12 protein-coding genes are annotated in these 16,194 nt (G+C 31.6%); 10 read left to right on the top strand and 2 right to left on the bottom strand.

Features of this window, described 5'->3' with window-relative positions; genetic code table 11:
* The coding region (locus tag HY951_06330; protein MBI5539657.1) for a hypothetical protein at nucleotides 1-832 on the top strand (832 nt) is incomplete at its 5' end.
* Between the two features lie 125 nt (nucleotides 833-957).
* On the opposite strand, the gene HY951_06325 is transcribed toward HY951_06330, so the two are convergent.
* Nucleotides 958-2,568, bottom strand: coding sequence for an ATP-binding cassette domain-containing protein (locus HY951_06325; GenBank protein MBI5539656.1), 1,611 nt, complete (start codon nucleotides 2,566-2,568; stop codon nucleotides 958-960).
* A gap of 507 nt (nucleotides 2,569-3,075) precedes the next feature.
* On the opposite strand from HY951_06325, the gene HY951_06320 reads away from it, so the two are divergent.
* Genes HY951_06320 through HY951_06295 form a run of 6 tightly spaced genes read left to right on the top strand, consistent with a single transcriptional unit; the run spans nucleotide 3,076 to nucleotide 8,717 of the window.
* Complete coding sequence (locus tag HY951_06320; protein MBI5539655.1) at nucleotides 3,076-5,286, top strand: molybdopterin-dependent oxidoreductase; 2,211 nt, start codon at nucleotides 3,076-3,078, stop codon at nucleotides 5,284-5,286.
* Nucleotides 5,287-5,311: 25 nt separating this feature from the next.
* Nucleotides 5,312-5,845: a 4Fe-4S dicluster domain-containing protein gene (locus tag HY951_06315; GenBank protein ID MBI5539654.1), complete on the top strand. Its 534-nt coding sequence runs from the start codon at nucleotides 5,312-5,314 to the stop codon at nucleotides 5,843-5,845.
* A 23-nt stretch (nucleotides 5,846-5,868) separates the two neighbouring features.
* Entirely contained in the window at nucleotides 5,869-6,876 is a 1,008-nt protein-coding gene (nrfD, locus tag HY951_06310) for a polysulfide reductase NrfD (GenBank protein ID MBI5539653.1), read from the top strand.
* 18 nt (nucleotides 6,877-6,894) lie between these two features.
* Complete coding sequence (locus HY951_06305; protein MBI5539652.1) at nucleotides 6,895-7,440, top strand: YeeE/YedE family protein; 546 nt, start codon at nucleotides 6,895-6,897, stop codon at nucleotides 7,438-7,440.
* Between the two features lie 27 nt (nucleotides 7,441-7,467).
* Complete coding sequence (locus HY951_06300) at nucleotides 7,468-8,058, top strand: YeeE/YedE family protein (GenBank protein MBI5539651.1); 591 nt, start codon at nucleotides 7,468-7,470, stop codon at nucleotides 8,056-8,058.
* Nucleotides 8,059-8,078: 20 nt separating this feature from the next.
* Nucleotides 8,079-8,717, top strand: coding sequence for a rhodanese-like domain-containing protein (locus HY951_06295; protein ID MBI5539650.1), 639 nt, complete (start codon nucleotides 8,079-8,081; stop codon nucleotides 8,715-8,717).
* A gap of 20 nt (nucleotides 8,718-8,737) precedes the next feature.
* Here HY951_06295 and HY951_06290 read toward each other — a convergent pair whose 3' ends face one another.
* Nucleotides 8,738-9,397, bottom strand: coding sequence for a DUF2461 domain-containing protein (locus HY951_06290; protein ID MBI5539649.1), 660 nt, complete (start codon nucleotides 9,395-9,397; stop codon nucleotides 8,738-8,740).
* A 276-nt stretch (nucleotides 9,398-9,673) separates the two neighbouring features.
* Here HY951_06290 and HY951_06285 point away from each other — a divergent pair, with 276 nt between their 5' ends.
* The 3 genes from HY951_06285 to HY951_06275 are packed head-to-tail and all read left to right on the top strand — an operon-like array spanning nucleotide 9,674 to nucleotide 16,192.
* On the top strand, nucleotides 9,674-10,831 hold the full coding sequence (locus HY951_06285) for a DUF2062 domain-containing protein (GenBank protein MBI5539648.1): 1,158 nt from the start codon (nucleotides 9,674-9,676) through the stop codon (nucleotides 10,829-10,831).
* A 12-nt stretch (nucleotides 10,832-10,843) separates the two neighbouring features.
* Nucleotides 10,844-14,695, top strand: coding sequence for a 1-acyl-sn-glycerol-3-phosphate acyltransferase (locus tag HY951_06280; protein MBI5539647.1), 3,852 nt, complete (start codon nucleotides 10,844-10,846; stop codon nucleotides 14,693-14,695).
* Nucleotides 14,696-16,192, top strand: a complete 1,497-nt coding sequence (locus HY951_06275) for an NAD(P)/FAD-dependent oxidoreductase (GenBank protein MBI5539646.1) — start codon at nucleotides 14,696-14,698, stop codon at nucleotides 16,190-16,192.
* Nucleotides 16,193-16,194: the final 2 nt, after the last annotated feature.

The raw sequence follows: 16,194 nt of genomic DNA, 5'->3' as shown, positions 1-16,194 counted from the left end.
TGCTTATGGCGGTATGGAAGTTTGTTTTAATTTTCTTTATCAGATTGTACAATTTGAAGAAGGCAGACTAACTCCTACAAATTTTGTACAAAGCACACCAAATGCAATAGCAGCTCAGATTGGATTAACCACCGGAAATAAAAGCTATAACATAACACACGTACATCGCGGTTTGGCTTTTGAAAATGCATTAATTGATGCTTCAATGTTGTTGAAAGAAAATTCTGATTTTAATTTATTGGTAGGTGGCGTCGATGAAATTTCAAGCTATAATTACAATATCGAAAACCTAGGTGGCTGGTATAAAAGTGAAGAAACAGATAACACAGAATTATACATTAACGATACAAAAGGAACAATTGCAGGAGAAGGTGTAACAATGTTTCTTGTAAATAATGCTAAAGAAAATTCAATTGCTAAAATATCTGCAATAAAAACCTTGCATACAGATAGCTCAGATGAAGTCGCAGAACAACTTAAAATATTTATTGCTGATAACATTATACCAGATAAACAGATTGATTTATTCCTTACCGGAGAAAATGGTGATAATCGCTTAAATAAGTATTCAAATATTTGCGAAAATATTTTTGATGACAATACTGCAATTTCAAGGTTTAAACATTGTTGTGGAGAGTATCCAACTGCATCTGCTTTCTCGCTTTGGCTTGCTACTTATTTTTTAAATAATCCTCCTTTACCTTCGCATTTTATAAAACGAAACCTCTCTCCTCAAAATCTCTCAACGAAAGATCATAATGGGCTTAAAAGTATTATAACTTACAATAACTATAAAGGTCAACAACATAGTTTTATGTTGATTGAAAAATAAAAATAATCTTTTTGTATTTTTTACTACGCAAGAACATCAGAAAATTAATGTTTAATTAAACATCTATGTTCTAAACTACAACATGCTTTCATCAGAATCATTCAAAGAAGAACTTGATGTAAAAATTAGTACAACTTTTCCCTAATCTCCTTTAATCTATCATCAACAATAAACTCATCATAATCCATTTGCTTATCCAACATTCCTTTTGGAGCAATTTCAATAATTCTATTGCACACTGTTTGGATAAATTCATGGTCATGTGACGACATTAATATATTGCCTTTAAATTTTATAAGTGTATTGTTAAATGCCTGTATTGATTCCAAATCTAAGTGATTTGTAGGAGTATCGAGTAACATTACATTAGCATTTCTAATCATCATACGTGCAATCATACAACGAACCTTTTCACCTCCCGAAAGAACATTTGCCTTCTTGTAAATCTCTTCACCAGAGAATAACATTTTACCCAAATATCCTCTTAAATATAATTCTGTAGTATCTTCTGAGTATTGTCCCAGCCAATCGGTAAGCATGATATCTTTCTGAAACAAAGCCTCATATTCTAAAGGCAAATATGCTTTAACAATAGTTTGTCCCCACTCAAATGAGCCATGGTCAGGCTCTACATGGCCTTTTAAAATCTCAAACAAAACTGTCATCGCACGTGTATCACGTGAAAGAAAGACAATTTTATCGTTTTTATTTACAGTAAAGCTTAAGTTTTTGAATAATGTTTTTCCATCAACAGTTTTTGAAAGATTCTTTACTTCAAGAATGTTATTTCCGGGCTCACGACCAGGAGTAAAAATAATTCCGGGATATTTTCTTGTAGAAGGTTTTATTTCTTCAATATTAAGCTTTTCTATCATCTTTTTGCGACTGGTAGTTTGCTTAGATTTTGATGCATTTGCACTAAAACGTGCAATAAATTCCTGAAGTTCCTTTTTCTTTTCTTCAGCTTTTTTGTTTTGTGTTAATTGTTGTCGTAATGCAAGCTGGCTTGATTCATACCAAAAAGTATAGTTCCCTGAGAACAATTGAATTTTACCAAAATCAATATCAACAACATGTGTGCAGATTGAATCCAAAAAATGCCTGTCGTGAGAAACTACCAATACAGTATTGTCAAAATTACAAAGATAATTTTCTAGCCAGTTTACAGTTTCTAAGTCAAGATCATTGGTAGGTTCATCTAAAAGCAAATTATCTGGTTTACCAAAAAGAGCCTGAGCTAAAAGAACCTTTACTTTTTCTTTACCATTAAGTTCTTTCATTAATTTATCATGAAGCTCCTCTTTTATTCCTAATCCACTTAGCAGGTTTGCAGCATCGCTTTCAGCGTTCCAACCATCAATTTCTGCAAATTTCTCTTCAAGTTCAGAAGCTCTTATTCCATCTTTTTCTGTAAAATCACTCTTTGCATAAAGAATTTCTTTTTCTTTCATTATTTGCCATAAAACTGTATGCCCCATTAATACTGTTGTAAGCACAGGAAAATCGTCAAACTCAAAATGGTTTTGTTTTAATACCGACAATCTTTCTCCATGACCAAATGTTATGGAACCCTTAGTATTTTCAACTTCACCATAAAGCATTTTTAAAAAGGTTGATTTACCTGCACCGTTTGCACCTATTATTCCATAACAATTACCCGGTGTAAATTTTAAATTAACCTCCTGAAATAATATGCGCTTTCCAAACTGAATTCCAAGATCTGAAACTGTAATCATTTATTATTAATATGTATTATTTGAGTTTTAAAATTTATCTTCAAAAGGCTGCAAAAGTAATCAATTATTAATAAGGAATATGCATTAATTTAAAAATTGCATGTTTAATTGATAAACAGAGAATTTATCATGCCCTATAATTAATTGTGCATGTCAAATATTTTTAATACTTGAATTATTTGAAAAATCCAATTTATAGATAAAACACTAATCCGTTTTAAAATATTTAAAAATCACTTTTTAAAACTCTGTTTTTTTAACAAAAAACATATTTTGACACAATAAATATGTGCCGTAAAGCATATTAACACAGCGCACATGATTGCTCATTATTGTTGTAATATTCAACAAACATGTAATTTATTGCAGTTATTATATTATATTTCTGACACATATACCATACATTTATCTCTATAAAAATATTTTTCAGAAATATGTTTATAAACATATCTATATATTTACATTTCTCGATACTCTGCCCTTATATTTACATTTTAAAAAGATGAAATGCAAAGACGAGAATTTTTAAAAATATCTTCATTAGGAATCGGAGGTCTTGCTTTGTCAGGAACTCTGCTATATGAATTTTTTAATTCAGCTAATGACGAGACCGATGGAGAATTACATCGTTTCCCAACCTATTGTGAAATATGCTTCTGGCAATGTGCAGGATGGACGCATCTGGATAAGGATAAAAAGATCTGGAAAATTATAGGAAATGAAGACGATCCGCATAGTAACGGTAGATTATGTCCACGCGGTACAGGTGGAATAGGTTCGTATTATGATAAAGACCGCTTAAAAAAACCATTAATTAGGATTAACGACAGAGGAAAACAATCATTCAGAGAAGCCAGCTGGGAAGAAGCATTTGATTTAATTGCAAAAAAAATGAAGGATATCTCTTCAAAGTATGGTCCCGAAAGCATGGCATTATTTCATCATGGCTCTGGGGGCAAATATTTCACAAATCTAATTAAAGCATTTGGATCAGATAATATCGCAAAACCTTCATTTGCACAATGTATGGGTCCGCGCGAAGTTGCATATGCTGCAACATTTGGCACAGGACTAAGTTCTCCTGAACCTCTTGACATAAGAGACACAAAATGTCTTGTTCTTATTGGTTCACATCTTGGAGAAAACATGCACAATGCACAGGTACAGGAAATGAGCGATGCAATTGATAAAGGAGCATCAATAATTACCGTTGATCCAAGATTCTCGACAGCAGCAAGTAAATCGAAATTTTGGTTACCCATAAAACCAGCTACTGACATAGCCTTACTTTTATCATGGATAAATGTATTAATTACAAATGAATGGTACGATAAAGAATTTGTTGAATTAAACTGTGAAGGGTTCGATCAGTTAAAACAACATGTACAATCATTCACTCCAGAATGGGCTTTTGGAATTACAACTATTGAGCCTGATGTTATTGTAAAGACAGCAAAAACAATGCACGATGCGAGTCCTGCAGTAATAATACATCCCGGAAGACACACAACATGGTATGGCGACGACACACAAAGATTACGGGCAGTTGCAATTTTAAATGCATTATTAGGCAGCTGGGGAAAAAGAGGAGGATTTTTTATTCCCGATAAAGCTAGCTTACCACATCATCACTTACCTGCATATCCAAAACCTGCATGGACATGGAAGGATACTGTTGACGGCAAATACAATTTAGTAGATTTAGGCCTTGCCAACATTATGGTTGATGCTTCAATTCCTAAAAAAAGCGGCGATAACTCAAAAGTTATTAAAGGCTGGTTTGTTGTAGGCACAAATTTAATTAACACTTTGCCAAATACTACACATACTTTAAAAGCAATTCAAAATCTTGATTTGCTAGTTGCAATAGATACTATGCCAATGGAAATAACAGGTTGGGCAGATGTTATCTTACCGGAATGTACTTATCTGGAAAGATATGACAGCATTAGAGTAAACCAAAACAGAGAAGCAAATATTGCCTTAAGAATGCCTGCAACCAAGCCACTTTACGACACAAAACCTGCGTGGTGGATGGCTCGTGAACTTGGATTAAAACTTGGTCTGAAAGAGTATTTCCCTTTTAAAACTCAGGAAGAAGAATTAGATTGGGAATTAACACAGATAGGTTCTTCATTAAAAGAAATGAAAAAGATAGGTGTAAAAAAGATCCCTACTCCCGACCATTATTTATATATAGCAAAAGGTGAAACAATAGAGTTTAATACTAATTCCGGAAAAATAGAATTATATTCTTCAGCTATTGATGAAGAAGGGTTCCCTGCAATGCCGGTTTATACCAAACATCCAGAACCTGAAGATGGCTTTTACAGATTAATATATGGAAGAGCACCAATGCACACTTTTAGCAGAACAGCAAATAATCCAAATCTAACAGATTTAATGGACGAAAATACTGTATGGATAAATCCGAAAATTGCTAACCTCTGGGATTTAAAAGAGAATCAATATATAAAGCTTAAGAATCAAGACGGAATAGTTTCAACTTTTTCAATTAAAGTAAGAATTACCGAAAGAATTAGAATTGATTCTGTATATATGGTGCATGGATTTGGTCATGCCGACAAAAAATTAACTCAGGCATACGGTAGAGGAGCGTCAGATACTGAAATGATAACAAATGTTTTAATTGATCCAATTATGGGAGGAACAGGAATGAGAGGAAATTTTGTAACATTTATCACAGAAACAGTTTAATTATTAACTATTAAATTAAAAGACTATGCGATATGCAATGGCAATAGATACTTTAAAGTGTGTTGGGTGCAGCGATTGTGTTGTTGCCTGCCAGACTGAAAACAATGTGCCAATAGGATATTGTCGCGATTGGATTGTTGAAGTTACTGATGGCACATACCCTAACCTTACACTTGAAAACAGATCTGAACGTTGTTGTCATTGCACAAATGCACCTTGTGTAAGATGTTGCCCAACCGGAGCAAGTCACAAAACAGAAGAAGGAGTTGTTCTTGTTACTCATAGTGACTGTATTGGATGTGCAGCATGTATTACTTCATGTCCGTATGATGCCAGATATACACATCCGGAAGGTTATGTTGACAAATGTACATTTTGTTATCATAGACTGGCTGACGGACTTTTACCTGCGTGCGTTTCTGTTTGTCCAACAAAGTGCCTTTATTTTGGTGATTTAGATAATCCCGAAAGTAAAATTTCAGAGGTTTTAAAAAACAGAAAATGGAAACTTCTTATTCCTGAAGCCGGCACTGAGCCTAAATTATATTTCTTAATTTAAAATTAGTCATACTAAATTATATTATGAGAGAAGAAATTATTGTAAGTGGTAGAATGAACAAAGGTGTTGATCCAATACTTCATGCCTGGGGTTGGGAAATAGCACTTTATTTATTTCTTGGTGGTTTAGCTGCAGGTTTAATTATATATACTGCCTTTTATGCTATTACAAAAAAAGAAAATAAATATTTTACCGCAACAAAAGTTACTCCTATTTTTGCCTCAATATTTCTTATACTTGGCTTATCGGCATTATTTATTGACTTACATCATAAACTTTATTTCTGGCAATTATACACTAATATTAATTTAAGATCGCCAATGTCGTGGGGTGCATGGACATTGTTAATTGTTACTCCTCTAATTATGATATATTCTGTTCTTAATTTTAAAGAATTATTTCCAAAAGTAAATTTCACAAAATATAAATTGCTTAAATTAATAATTAGTCCGATTGACTCTGATACAATAAACTGGCAATGGAAATATTCACTAATAAGAAAATTTGAATTATTTCTTCAAAAAAACATTAGAATATTGTTATGGGTTTTATTAATTCTTGGAATAATACTTGGAATTTACACCGGAATACTACTCTCAGCATTTAATGCCAGACCTCTTTGGAACACTTCAGTATTAGGCGTTTTGTTTCTAACCTCAGGATTATCTACTGCAGCAGCATTTATTATGCTTTTATCTAAAAACAAAGAAGAAATAAAATGGTTTAGTAAAATTGATCTTATAATGATAGCTATAGAATTATTTTTAATAATTCATATGTTTATGGGATTCCTTGCAAGCACAAAAGTTCAGATAGAGGCTGCCAATCTATTTCTTGGCGGGCAGTACACAGTTGTATTCTGGGTTTTTGTAGTTTTTATCGGATTAATTTTACCCGCAATTTTAGAAATTATGGAATTAAAAGGAAAGCATATTAATCATAAAATATCTGCCATTCTGGTTTTATTTGGTGGATTACTTTTACGGTTTATTATTATTTATGCAGGTCAAAACAGCAGATATTTGTATTAATTATTTAGAAATAACAATATGGAACAAAGTTCAAACGAGACAGTAACTCACAAAAAAGCTAAACCATATATAAATCCATATATTGGTGGAGTTCTTTTAGGTATAGTGTTATTATCTGCATTTTTTGTTGCAGGTGAAGGCTTAGGTGCTAGCGGAGCTTTTAAAAATGTTCTTTCGGTATGTGCCGCTCCAATAACCTCGGATGATAACACTACCGGATTCTTTGCAAAAACCTATCATTCCTTGATGGAAGATTCAAAAAAATGGTGGATAGTACTTGAAGTACTTGGAGTATTAATTGGCGGATTACTATCAGGAGCAATTTCGGGTAGATTAAAACTTAAAACAGAACATAGTCCTAAAATAACAAAGAAACGCAGGCTAATATTTGCATTATTGGGTGGAGTGTTTTTTGGTATAGGCTCACAATTTGGCAGAGGATGTACCAGTGGTGCTGCATTATCTGGTATGGCAAGTTTCTCGGTTGCCGGATTCTTAACAATGATCTGCATATTCGGAACAGGTTATGCATTAGCTTACTTTTTCAGAAAAAACTGGATTTAATTACAAACATTATAAAATTAAATTAAAATGGCTCCTTTAGTAGAAAACGAAATAATCTCCGGAAACTTTAACCTCCTTATTGCTTTATTCATTGGCTTAGGGTTTGGATTTGTTCTGGAACAATCAGGATTTTCATCAAGCAGAAAATTAGCAGGTGTTTTTTATGGTTACGATATGACAGTAATGAAAGTATTCTTTACAGCTGCAGTTACAGCTATGTTCGGACTTTTATTTTTTAGTTTGTTTGGATGGATAGATTTAGAAATGATTTATGTAAATAACACATTTCTATACTCGGCAATAATTGGCGGAGTATTAATGGGTATTGGGTTTATTATGGGAGGATATTGCCCCGGAACCAGCATGTGTGCTGCCGCAATTGGAAAAATTGATGCAATGGTTTTTATAATAGGTATTTTTATCGGAGTAATAATTTTTGGAATAGGATTTCCCTTATGGGAAAAAATATATACTGCAAAAAGTATGGGACCATTAAAACTATCAGATCTTATTGGAGTTAAAGATGGTGTGTTTTTATTTCTACTAGCAGCTATGGCATTGGCAATGTTTTATGCTGCCGAATGGATTGAGAAAAAATTTCCTCGTGACGTTTATTAATTTATTAATAATTAGAAATTATGAAAGCATTAAAATATTTAACGGTAGCCTTTGTTTCACTTGGACTTATCGTAGCATTTGTTCCAAAGCAAACTGTAACACCGATGAAAATTAACAGCGAGCAAATTGTTACAGAAATAAAACAAAAAGCATATTATATAAGTTCTGATGATCTTGCTTCAATTATTATTAATAAAGATCCTTTATATAAATTAGTAGATGTAAGAGATGTTGCCGAATTTCAAAGCTATTCTTTACCGGGGGCGACAAACATTGATTTAAAAGACATAATCAGTACAAACTGGGAAGAGTTTATGAATCAGGATAAATATACAATAGTATTATATTCAAATAGTAATCTTGAGGCAGTAGAAGCATGGATACTATGTAGACAAAAAGGCTACGAAAATATTTATGTTTTACAAGGCGGTCTTAACAATTGGTACGAAACAATAGTAAACCCTAAACATCCTGCATCAACACTTCCTGACGAAGATCAGGCAAAATATGATTTCAGAAAAGCCGCTGGCAAAGCATTAGGAGTTGATGGCAATGACAGCTCAGCAGTTGCATCTCCTGTAAAAGTTACCACAGGCGGCTCAAAACCTACAACAGGTCCTAAAAAGAAGAAGAAAGGCGCTTCGGGAGGTTGTGGTTAATAATAACACATTAAAGAATATTACATTCCAAAACTTTTGTTTAAGAAATCGTTGAAAGGCTTCATTGCTTTAAAAATCTCAGTTGTTTTTTTGAAAGCATCTTTGCCTAACAAAAACTCATCTTTAATCTCGTGAATTACTGTAAAATCTTTAAATTTTAAATATTCTGCACCTTTAAAGTTTTTATCAAACCCCTTAGGCATTAAAGTTGTTTTTGAGCCTGAAATTTCTTTAAAATTTGCCTTGAAGTCTTTATTGTTTATAATTTTAGTAAACTCTTCAAAATTATTATAGATTTCTTCTCTTAGTTTTTTTAGTATAGGAGCAGGTGGCATATAAATTCCACCTCCAATAAAACATTCACCAGGCTCAATATGTATGTAATATCCGGCCATTCCGCTTTTACGACCACCGGCAACAAAGAAAGCCCCGAAATTTGTTTTGTATGGTGTTTTATCTTTTGAGAATCTTATATCTTTATAAATTCTAAAAACACAATCTTTAGGGGTTAGATTTCCTATTTCTGAATCAAATGTTGCAATTGCAGTAATAAATTCAGCTACAATTTTCTCGAAATCAAATTTCAACTTATCATACAATGGTTTATTTTTAGCAAACCAAACTTTATCGTTATTAAATTTTAACTCATTTAGAAATGTAAAATACTCTTTTGTAAGCATGACTTTATTTTTTTTATAAAAATAAATAAAACAAAGTTATTTTTATAGAAAAGAATAACCAAAAAGGAAATAAATGGAAAATAAAAAGAACAAAACTAGCTTTTTTGTTTGAAGGACTATATTTGAACATGGTGTAAATTAGTGATAAAAACTTTTGGTTTCAATCAGAGAACCTTAGTATTAAAAAACTAGCTTTTTTTCCAAATTTAATGATAATTTTGCCTTCCATAAATATTTATATCTTTTTGCAATAAATTGACTGAGAAACAAGCATATTTGAATACTGAAGAAAGGTATTGTGTTATTATTCCAACTTATAACAATGCTTCTAAAATTGAAGAAGTTATAGAAGGCGTATTAAAACAAACCCCAAATATTATTGTTGTTAACGATGGTGCTACCGACAACACTTCTTCAATTCTAACTAAATATCAAAACATTACAACTATTTCTTACCCCGACAATAAAGGTAAAGGATATGCTATTAAAAAAGGATTTAAAAAAGCTATTGAGTTGGGATTTGACTATGCAATCACTATAGATTCTGATGGTCAACACGATGCCAAAGAGATTCCAAAATTTGTTGAAGCTCATAAAACGAATAAAGAGGCAATTATTATTGGGGCACGAAAAATAATTAATGGTAATGTACCAAGAAAAAACAGTTTTGCTAATAATTTTTCTAATTTTTGGTTTTTGGTAATTACCGGAATAAAGTTAGACGATACTCAATCTGGTTTTAGGCTCTACCCATTAAATAAAATGCGAAAAATAAGACTACTAACGCGTCGTTATGAATTCGAAATTGAAGTTATGGTTAAAGCATCCTGGAAAAATATTCCAATTGATTCTATTCCCATTTCGGTATTTTATCCACCAACAGAAGAGCGCATAACTCATTTCAGACCATTTATAGATTTTTTTAGAATAGGTTTATTAAATTCTTGGTTGGTATTTTTAAGTCTGGCATTTTATCGCCCATTTGCAATATTAAAAAAATTAAATCGTAAAAATATTGCAGAGTTTTTTGATCAAAATCTTATAAGAACAAAGGACAGTAATGCCAAAATTGTTTTATCAATAATGTTTGGAGTTTACATGGGAATTATTCCTCTTTGGGGATATCAATTGATAAGCGCAATAGCTCTAGCTCATATGTTTAAATTAAACAAATTAATTGTAGGTGTTGCTGCCAATATAAGTATTACGCCAATGATTCCTGTAATCATTTATTTAAGCTATCTAACAGGTGGAATTGCAATGGGAACAGATATTTCAACACTTCCATTTAATGCAGGATTTAGTCTCGATTTATTTGCATTAAATATTGAACAATACTTACTTGGAAGTGTTCTTTTAGCTAGTGGAGTTTCTGCATTGTTTGGACTATTCTTTTACATTTTACTATTAATACTCAGAAGAAAAAAGGTATAGCGTAAAAACATAATGGCACAATTCTTTATCATACTATACAATTTCTTTAAAAGACATAAAATCTGGTTTCTGGTTCTTTTAGTATTCATTGTTGTATCTGCATTCTCATTTGTATTTAACATTAAACTCGAAGAAGATATTAATAATGCAATACCAGGAAAAGACAAAAAAGATAAAATAAATATCGCTTTTCAAAATACAGGTATTGCTGATAAAATAATTATCAATATTTGCCTTTCAGATAGCCTCAAAGAAGCTGACCCTGATTCCTTAACTGCTTTTGCAGAAGAGCTTGGCACGGAATTAAAATCAGATACGTATAAACCATTTTTTAAAGGAGTTTTTTACAAAATAAATGATTCATTATTTAGTACAATTTCAGATATTTTCTATCAGAATTATCCTGTTTTCTTAAATAATGATGACTTTGAAAAACTTGACAGTATTACTTCTGCTAACAATATAGAAAAATCTATTCAAAGAACATATGAATCATTAATTTCCCCTGCAAGTTTTGCATTTAAAGAAAATATAACCCTTGACCCTCTTGGCATTACAGGTATTGCTTTAAAAAAACTTAACAGTGCAAGCTTCGATGAGAATTATGAAATTTATAATGGTTTTATTTTAACTAAAAACAAAAAAAATCTTTTTCTGTTTGCAAATACTGTTAATGCAAACAATAAAACTGCCGAAAATACTGAAATGGCGGCTTTGTTATCAAAAACTATTGATAAAATCAGTCAAAAACATAACAACCAAATAAAAGCAGAACCTTTTGGCTCTGCACTAATTTCAGTAGCTAATGCCAATACTCTAAAAAAAGATATCATACTTACTTTTTCTATAGCTACGGTTTTACTTATTTTAATCATAAGTTTTTCTGTAAGAGACAAAAGAGTTTTTCTTATCATTTTTATTCCAACAGTTTTAGCCGGTGGGCTGGCATTATCTGCTTTAGCCTTTATGTTACCTGCCATTTCGGTAATTACATTAAGTATGGGACCAATTGTTCTGGCAATAACTGTTGACTATTCTTTACATATTATTTCGCACCAGAAACATAAAAAAGACATTATTGCAACTTTAAAAGATGTAGCTTTTCCAATTATGGTTTGTGGTATTGCTACAGCATTCGAGTTTATTAGTTTATTTTTTGTTTCGTCAAAAGTATTGCAGGAACTTGGAATATTTGCAGCAATAGCTGTAGTCGTTTCAGCTGCTTTAACTTTAATTATTTTACCTCAGATTATTGACAAAAACAAAAGGCAGCATATTATTGAAAAAAATTATTTAGAAAACCTACTGGATAAAATTACACATTTTGAATTTGACAGATTTAAACCAGTTTTAATTTCATTCTCGATTCTTACGATTGTTTTTATATACTTTGCTTTTAAAGTAGAATTTGAAGGTGATTTGATGAAAATGAACTTCATGTCTGATGAGCTTAGAACAGCAGAAAATAATCTTAAAAGAATAAATGACTTTACAGACAATACAGCATATGTAATTTCTTATGGAGAAAATGCCGAAGAAGCTTTAAAAAACAATGAAAAAGTTCAAAAAAGAATTGATCAGCTCAAAGCTGATTCTACCATAACAAAGTTCCGTTCAGTTACAGATATACTTATTTCTGACTCTTTACAATTAGCAAGAATCAATAAATGGAAAAATTACTGGACAAAAGAAAAGAAAGACAGTATTAAAAAACATATTGAAAAATCTGCCAAAGATGCAGGATTTAGTGTAAATGCATTTGACAAGTTTTTTACATCACTTGATAAAGAATACAAGCCTATTCCACATGTTTCATTTAATCTTTTAAAGGATAATTTATTTAAAGAAAATTTTTACAAAAAAAATAATTTAGTAAGTATTGTTAGCATATTAAAGCTTGAAAAAAGTCACCGTGCCGAACTGAAAGAAAAATTTAACGACTTTACAAATTCTTCTTTAATTGACCGCCAATCAATAGTTGCAAAATACGTGGAATACCTTAATAAAGATTTTGGTTTTATTGCAAATGTAAGTTTGGGATTAGTGCTAATTATTTTAATCATTGCATTTGGACGTATTGAAATTGGGTTTATAACATTCCTGCCAATTCTTTTAAGTTGGGTGTGGACACTAGGTATAATGAGCATATTTGGCATTAAATTTAACATTTTCAATATTATTATTTCGTCGTTCATAACCGGGATGGGTGTAGATTACAGTACTTACATAATGCAAGGACTGATTTTGGGCTATTCTACCAGCCAGAAAACCCTGCTATCATTTAAAACAAACATACTGGTTTCTGCCATGATTACTATATCCGGAACCGGAGTTTTAATTTTTGCCAAACATCCTGCACTTTATTCTATTGCTTCGATCTCAGTAATAGGTCTTCTGTCTGTTGTTTTGCTTTCTTACACATACGAACCATTACTTTTTAAAACCCTTGTTTCGAAAAACGGCAAAAACAGAGCTGTTCCTATAACACTTTCAAATCTTCTTTTAACAATTGGAGCTTTTACTATTTTCACAACTGGCTGCTTATTGTTAAATATTTGCCTTTTAATTGCAATCGGGTTACCGATAAGAATTAAACAAAAAAAACTATTCATGCACTACTGTATGATGTATGCTTGTCGTGGTATAGTATACAGTCTTTTCCCTATCAAAAAGAAAAAAATTAATCTTTCAGCAGAAAATTTTAAAAAGCCTTCAATTATTATTAGTAACCATCAATCTCATGTTGATTTATTAATATTACTGGCACTTAACCCAAAAATGGTTGTATTAACAACCAACTGGGTTTGGAATAGTCCGTTTTATGGTTATGTTATTCGTTTTATCGACTTCTTTAGCGTAAAAGAAGGTAATGAAAAACTGATAGAAAAATTAAAACTTAAAATTGATGAAGGATATTCAATATTAGTATTTCCTGAGGGTAGTCGATCAAAAGACCAGAATATTACCCGTTTTCATAAAGGGGCATTTTATCTTGCAAAACAACTTGATTTAGATATAGTGCCAATATTACTTCATGGCGCAGGCGATTGTATGTTGAAAGGTGAGAATTATGTTCGTTCGGGAAAAATAACAACAAAGATTTATAACAGAATTTTAGCCACAGATTCTGCACATGGAAAAGATTATCACGAACTCACAAAATCACTTCAAACCTTTTACCGTAAAACATATGAAGAATTAAAAAAAGAATGTGAAACTCCAAAATATCTTTCAGATAAACTTATTAAAAACTATATTTATAAGGGTCCTTTACTGGAATGGTATTGCCGAATAAAAATTAAGCTGGAAAATAATTACACATATTTTAATGAAATTATTCCTCAGAAAGCTGAGATACTCGATATAGGATGCGGATACGGTTTTATGTCTTACATGCTTGGGTTTCTTTCTAACAAAAGGAAAATAACAGGTATAGATTACGACGAAGATAAAATTGAGGTAGCTCAAAATTGCATCTCAAAAAATGAAAACACTCAATTCTTTCATGCTGATGCAACAGAGTACAAATTTGAAAACAAAGACGTGTTTATACTTTCAGATATTTTACACTATATAAGCGAAGAAAAACAAATCAGTCTTATTGAGAATTGCATAAATCATTTGAATGAAAACGGAATGGTAATCATTCGTGATGCAGATAAAGACTTAAAGAAAAGACATTTAGGAACAAGATATACTGAGTTTTTCTCAACAAAATTTGGATTTAATAAACTTGAAGGAAAAGAACTTCATTTTACTGCAATTAATTTTATGGTTGATATTGCAAAACGTTTTAATTTGCAGTATGAAATTATTGATAACACAAAATTAACTTCGAACAAATTGTTAATAATCAGAAAATAAGTGGCAAAAGAAAAAGTCATAGTAATAGGCAGCGGTTTAGGTGGTTTGTTATCCGGCTGTATTTTAAGCAAAGAAGGTTACAAAGTTACTGTTCTTGAGAAAAACCGTCAGATTGGTGGTTGTCTTCAGGTTTTTGCCCGTAAGGGTCGTATTTTTAATACCGGTTTAAACTATACTGAAGGCTTAGCCGAGGGTCAAATATTATATAAATATTTTAAATACATTGGAATTATTGACAAGCTTAAACTTCTTAGGCTTGATATGGACGGATTTGAAAGAATAACATTTCAGAATGAAGAATATAAATTTGCACAGGGACAAGAATTATTTATAGAAACATTAGCTGAAAAATTTCCAAAGGAAAGACAAACGCTGGTTAAATACATTGATGATTTAAACCAGATGAGCAAACAGTTTCCGTTATACAATCTTACACAGGCAAACTATCAAATCTCAAGCTGGGAATCTTTCGAACAAAACATTACACAATATTTCGATGCTTTAACAAATAACAATAAATTAAAAAATGTTCTGTGTGGTGCAAATATGCTTTATGCGGGTGTACCGTCTAAAACCCCTTTTTATATTCATGCTGTTATTAATTCGTCATTTATTAATAGTTCCTGGAGGCTACTTGACGGGAGCCATCATTTGGCAATAAATCTTGCAAATATTATTAAAGCTAATGGTGGAGAAGTATTACGAAATAAAGAAGCCGGTAAATTCAGATTTAACAATAATAAAGTAAGTGCAGTTGAGACAAAAGACGGAGACGTAATTGAAACGGACATGGTTATTTCAAACATTCATCCGGCAAACACTTTAAAGATGATTGAAGGGAATCAGGTTTATAGTGCATATAGAAACAGAATTATGTCACTCGAAAACACAATTGGAATGTTTACTATTTACATTGTGTTAAAAGAAAATTCTTTCGAATACCAAAACTATAACCATTATTACCATAGAACAGACTCTGTGTGGTCTGCCGAAAATTACTCTGAAAAACAATGGCCCGACAGTTTTATGTTTTATACACCATCTAACTCTAACTCTTTAAAATATGCCGACAGCTTAATAATTATGAGCTATATGAGCATTAAGGATGTTGCTAAATGGGAAAACACTTGGATTGAACAAAGAGGCGACGACTATCTTGAGTTTAAACATAAAAAAGCCGAACAACTTTTAGATTTAGTAGATGTAAAATTTCCTGGTATCAGAAATCATATCGACAGCTATTATACCTCAACACCTCTAACTTATCGCGACTACACAGGCACTCCTGAAGGCTCAACTTATGGAATTTTAAAAGAAAGTGATCAACTTTTAAAAACAATAATTTCTCCAAAAACCAAAATTCCTAACCTGTTTTTTACTGGTCAGAATTTAAACATGCATGGTATATTAGGCGTAACAATAGCTGCTGTTATGACTTGTGGAGAAATTGTTGGTCACGATTATTTAGTAGATAAAATAATTGAAAGTAACACCTAATT

The sequence above is a fragment of the Bacteroidia bacterium genome (genome assembly GCA_016218155.1).
Taxonomy (GTDB): Bacteria; Bacteroidota; Bacteroidia; order Bacteroidales; family GWA2-32-17; genus GWA2-32-17.
Note: the sequence above shows the minus strand (reverse complement) of the source record. Positions and strands in the feature narration are given on the sequence as shown.

Coding starts and splice junctions, on each gene's coding strand:
- HY951_06300 (MBI5539651.1), top strand. CDS start 7,468: ATGGCTCCTTTAGTAGAAAACGAAATAATCTCCGGAAACTTTAACCTC.
- HY951_06325 (MBI5539656.1), bottom strand. CDS start 2,568: ATGATTACAGTTTCAGATCTTGGAATTCAGTTTGGAAAGCGCATATTA.
- HY951_06280 (MBI5539647.1), top strand. CDS start 10,844: ATGGCACAATTCTTTATCATACTATACAATTTCTTTAAAAGACATAAA.
- nrfD (MBI5539653.1), top strand. CDS start 5,869: ATGAGAGAAGAAATTATTGTAAGTGGTAGAATGAACAAAGGTGTTGAT.
- HY951_06305 (MBI5539652.1), top strand. CDS start 6,895: ATGGAACAAAGTTCAAACGAGACAGTAACTCACAAAAAAGCTAAACCA.
- HY951_06315 (MBI5539654.1), top strand. CDS start 5,312: ATGCGATATGCAATGGCAATAGATACTTTAAAGTGTGTTGGGTGCAGC.
- HY951_06320 (MBI5539655.1), top strand. CDS start 3,076: ATGCAAAGACGAGAATTTTTAAAAATATCTTCATTAGGAATCGGAGGT.
- HY951_06290 (MBI5539649.1), bottom strand. CDS start 9,397: ATGCTTACAAAAGAGTATTTTACATTTCTAAATGAGTTAAAATTTAAT.
- HY951_06295 (MBI5539650.1), top strand. CDS start 8,079: ATGAAAGCATTAAAATATTTAACGGTAGCCTTTGTTTCACTTGGACTT.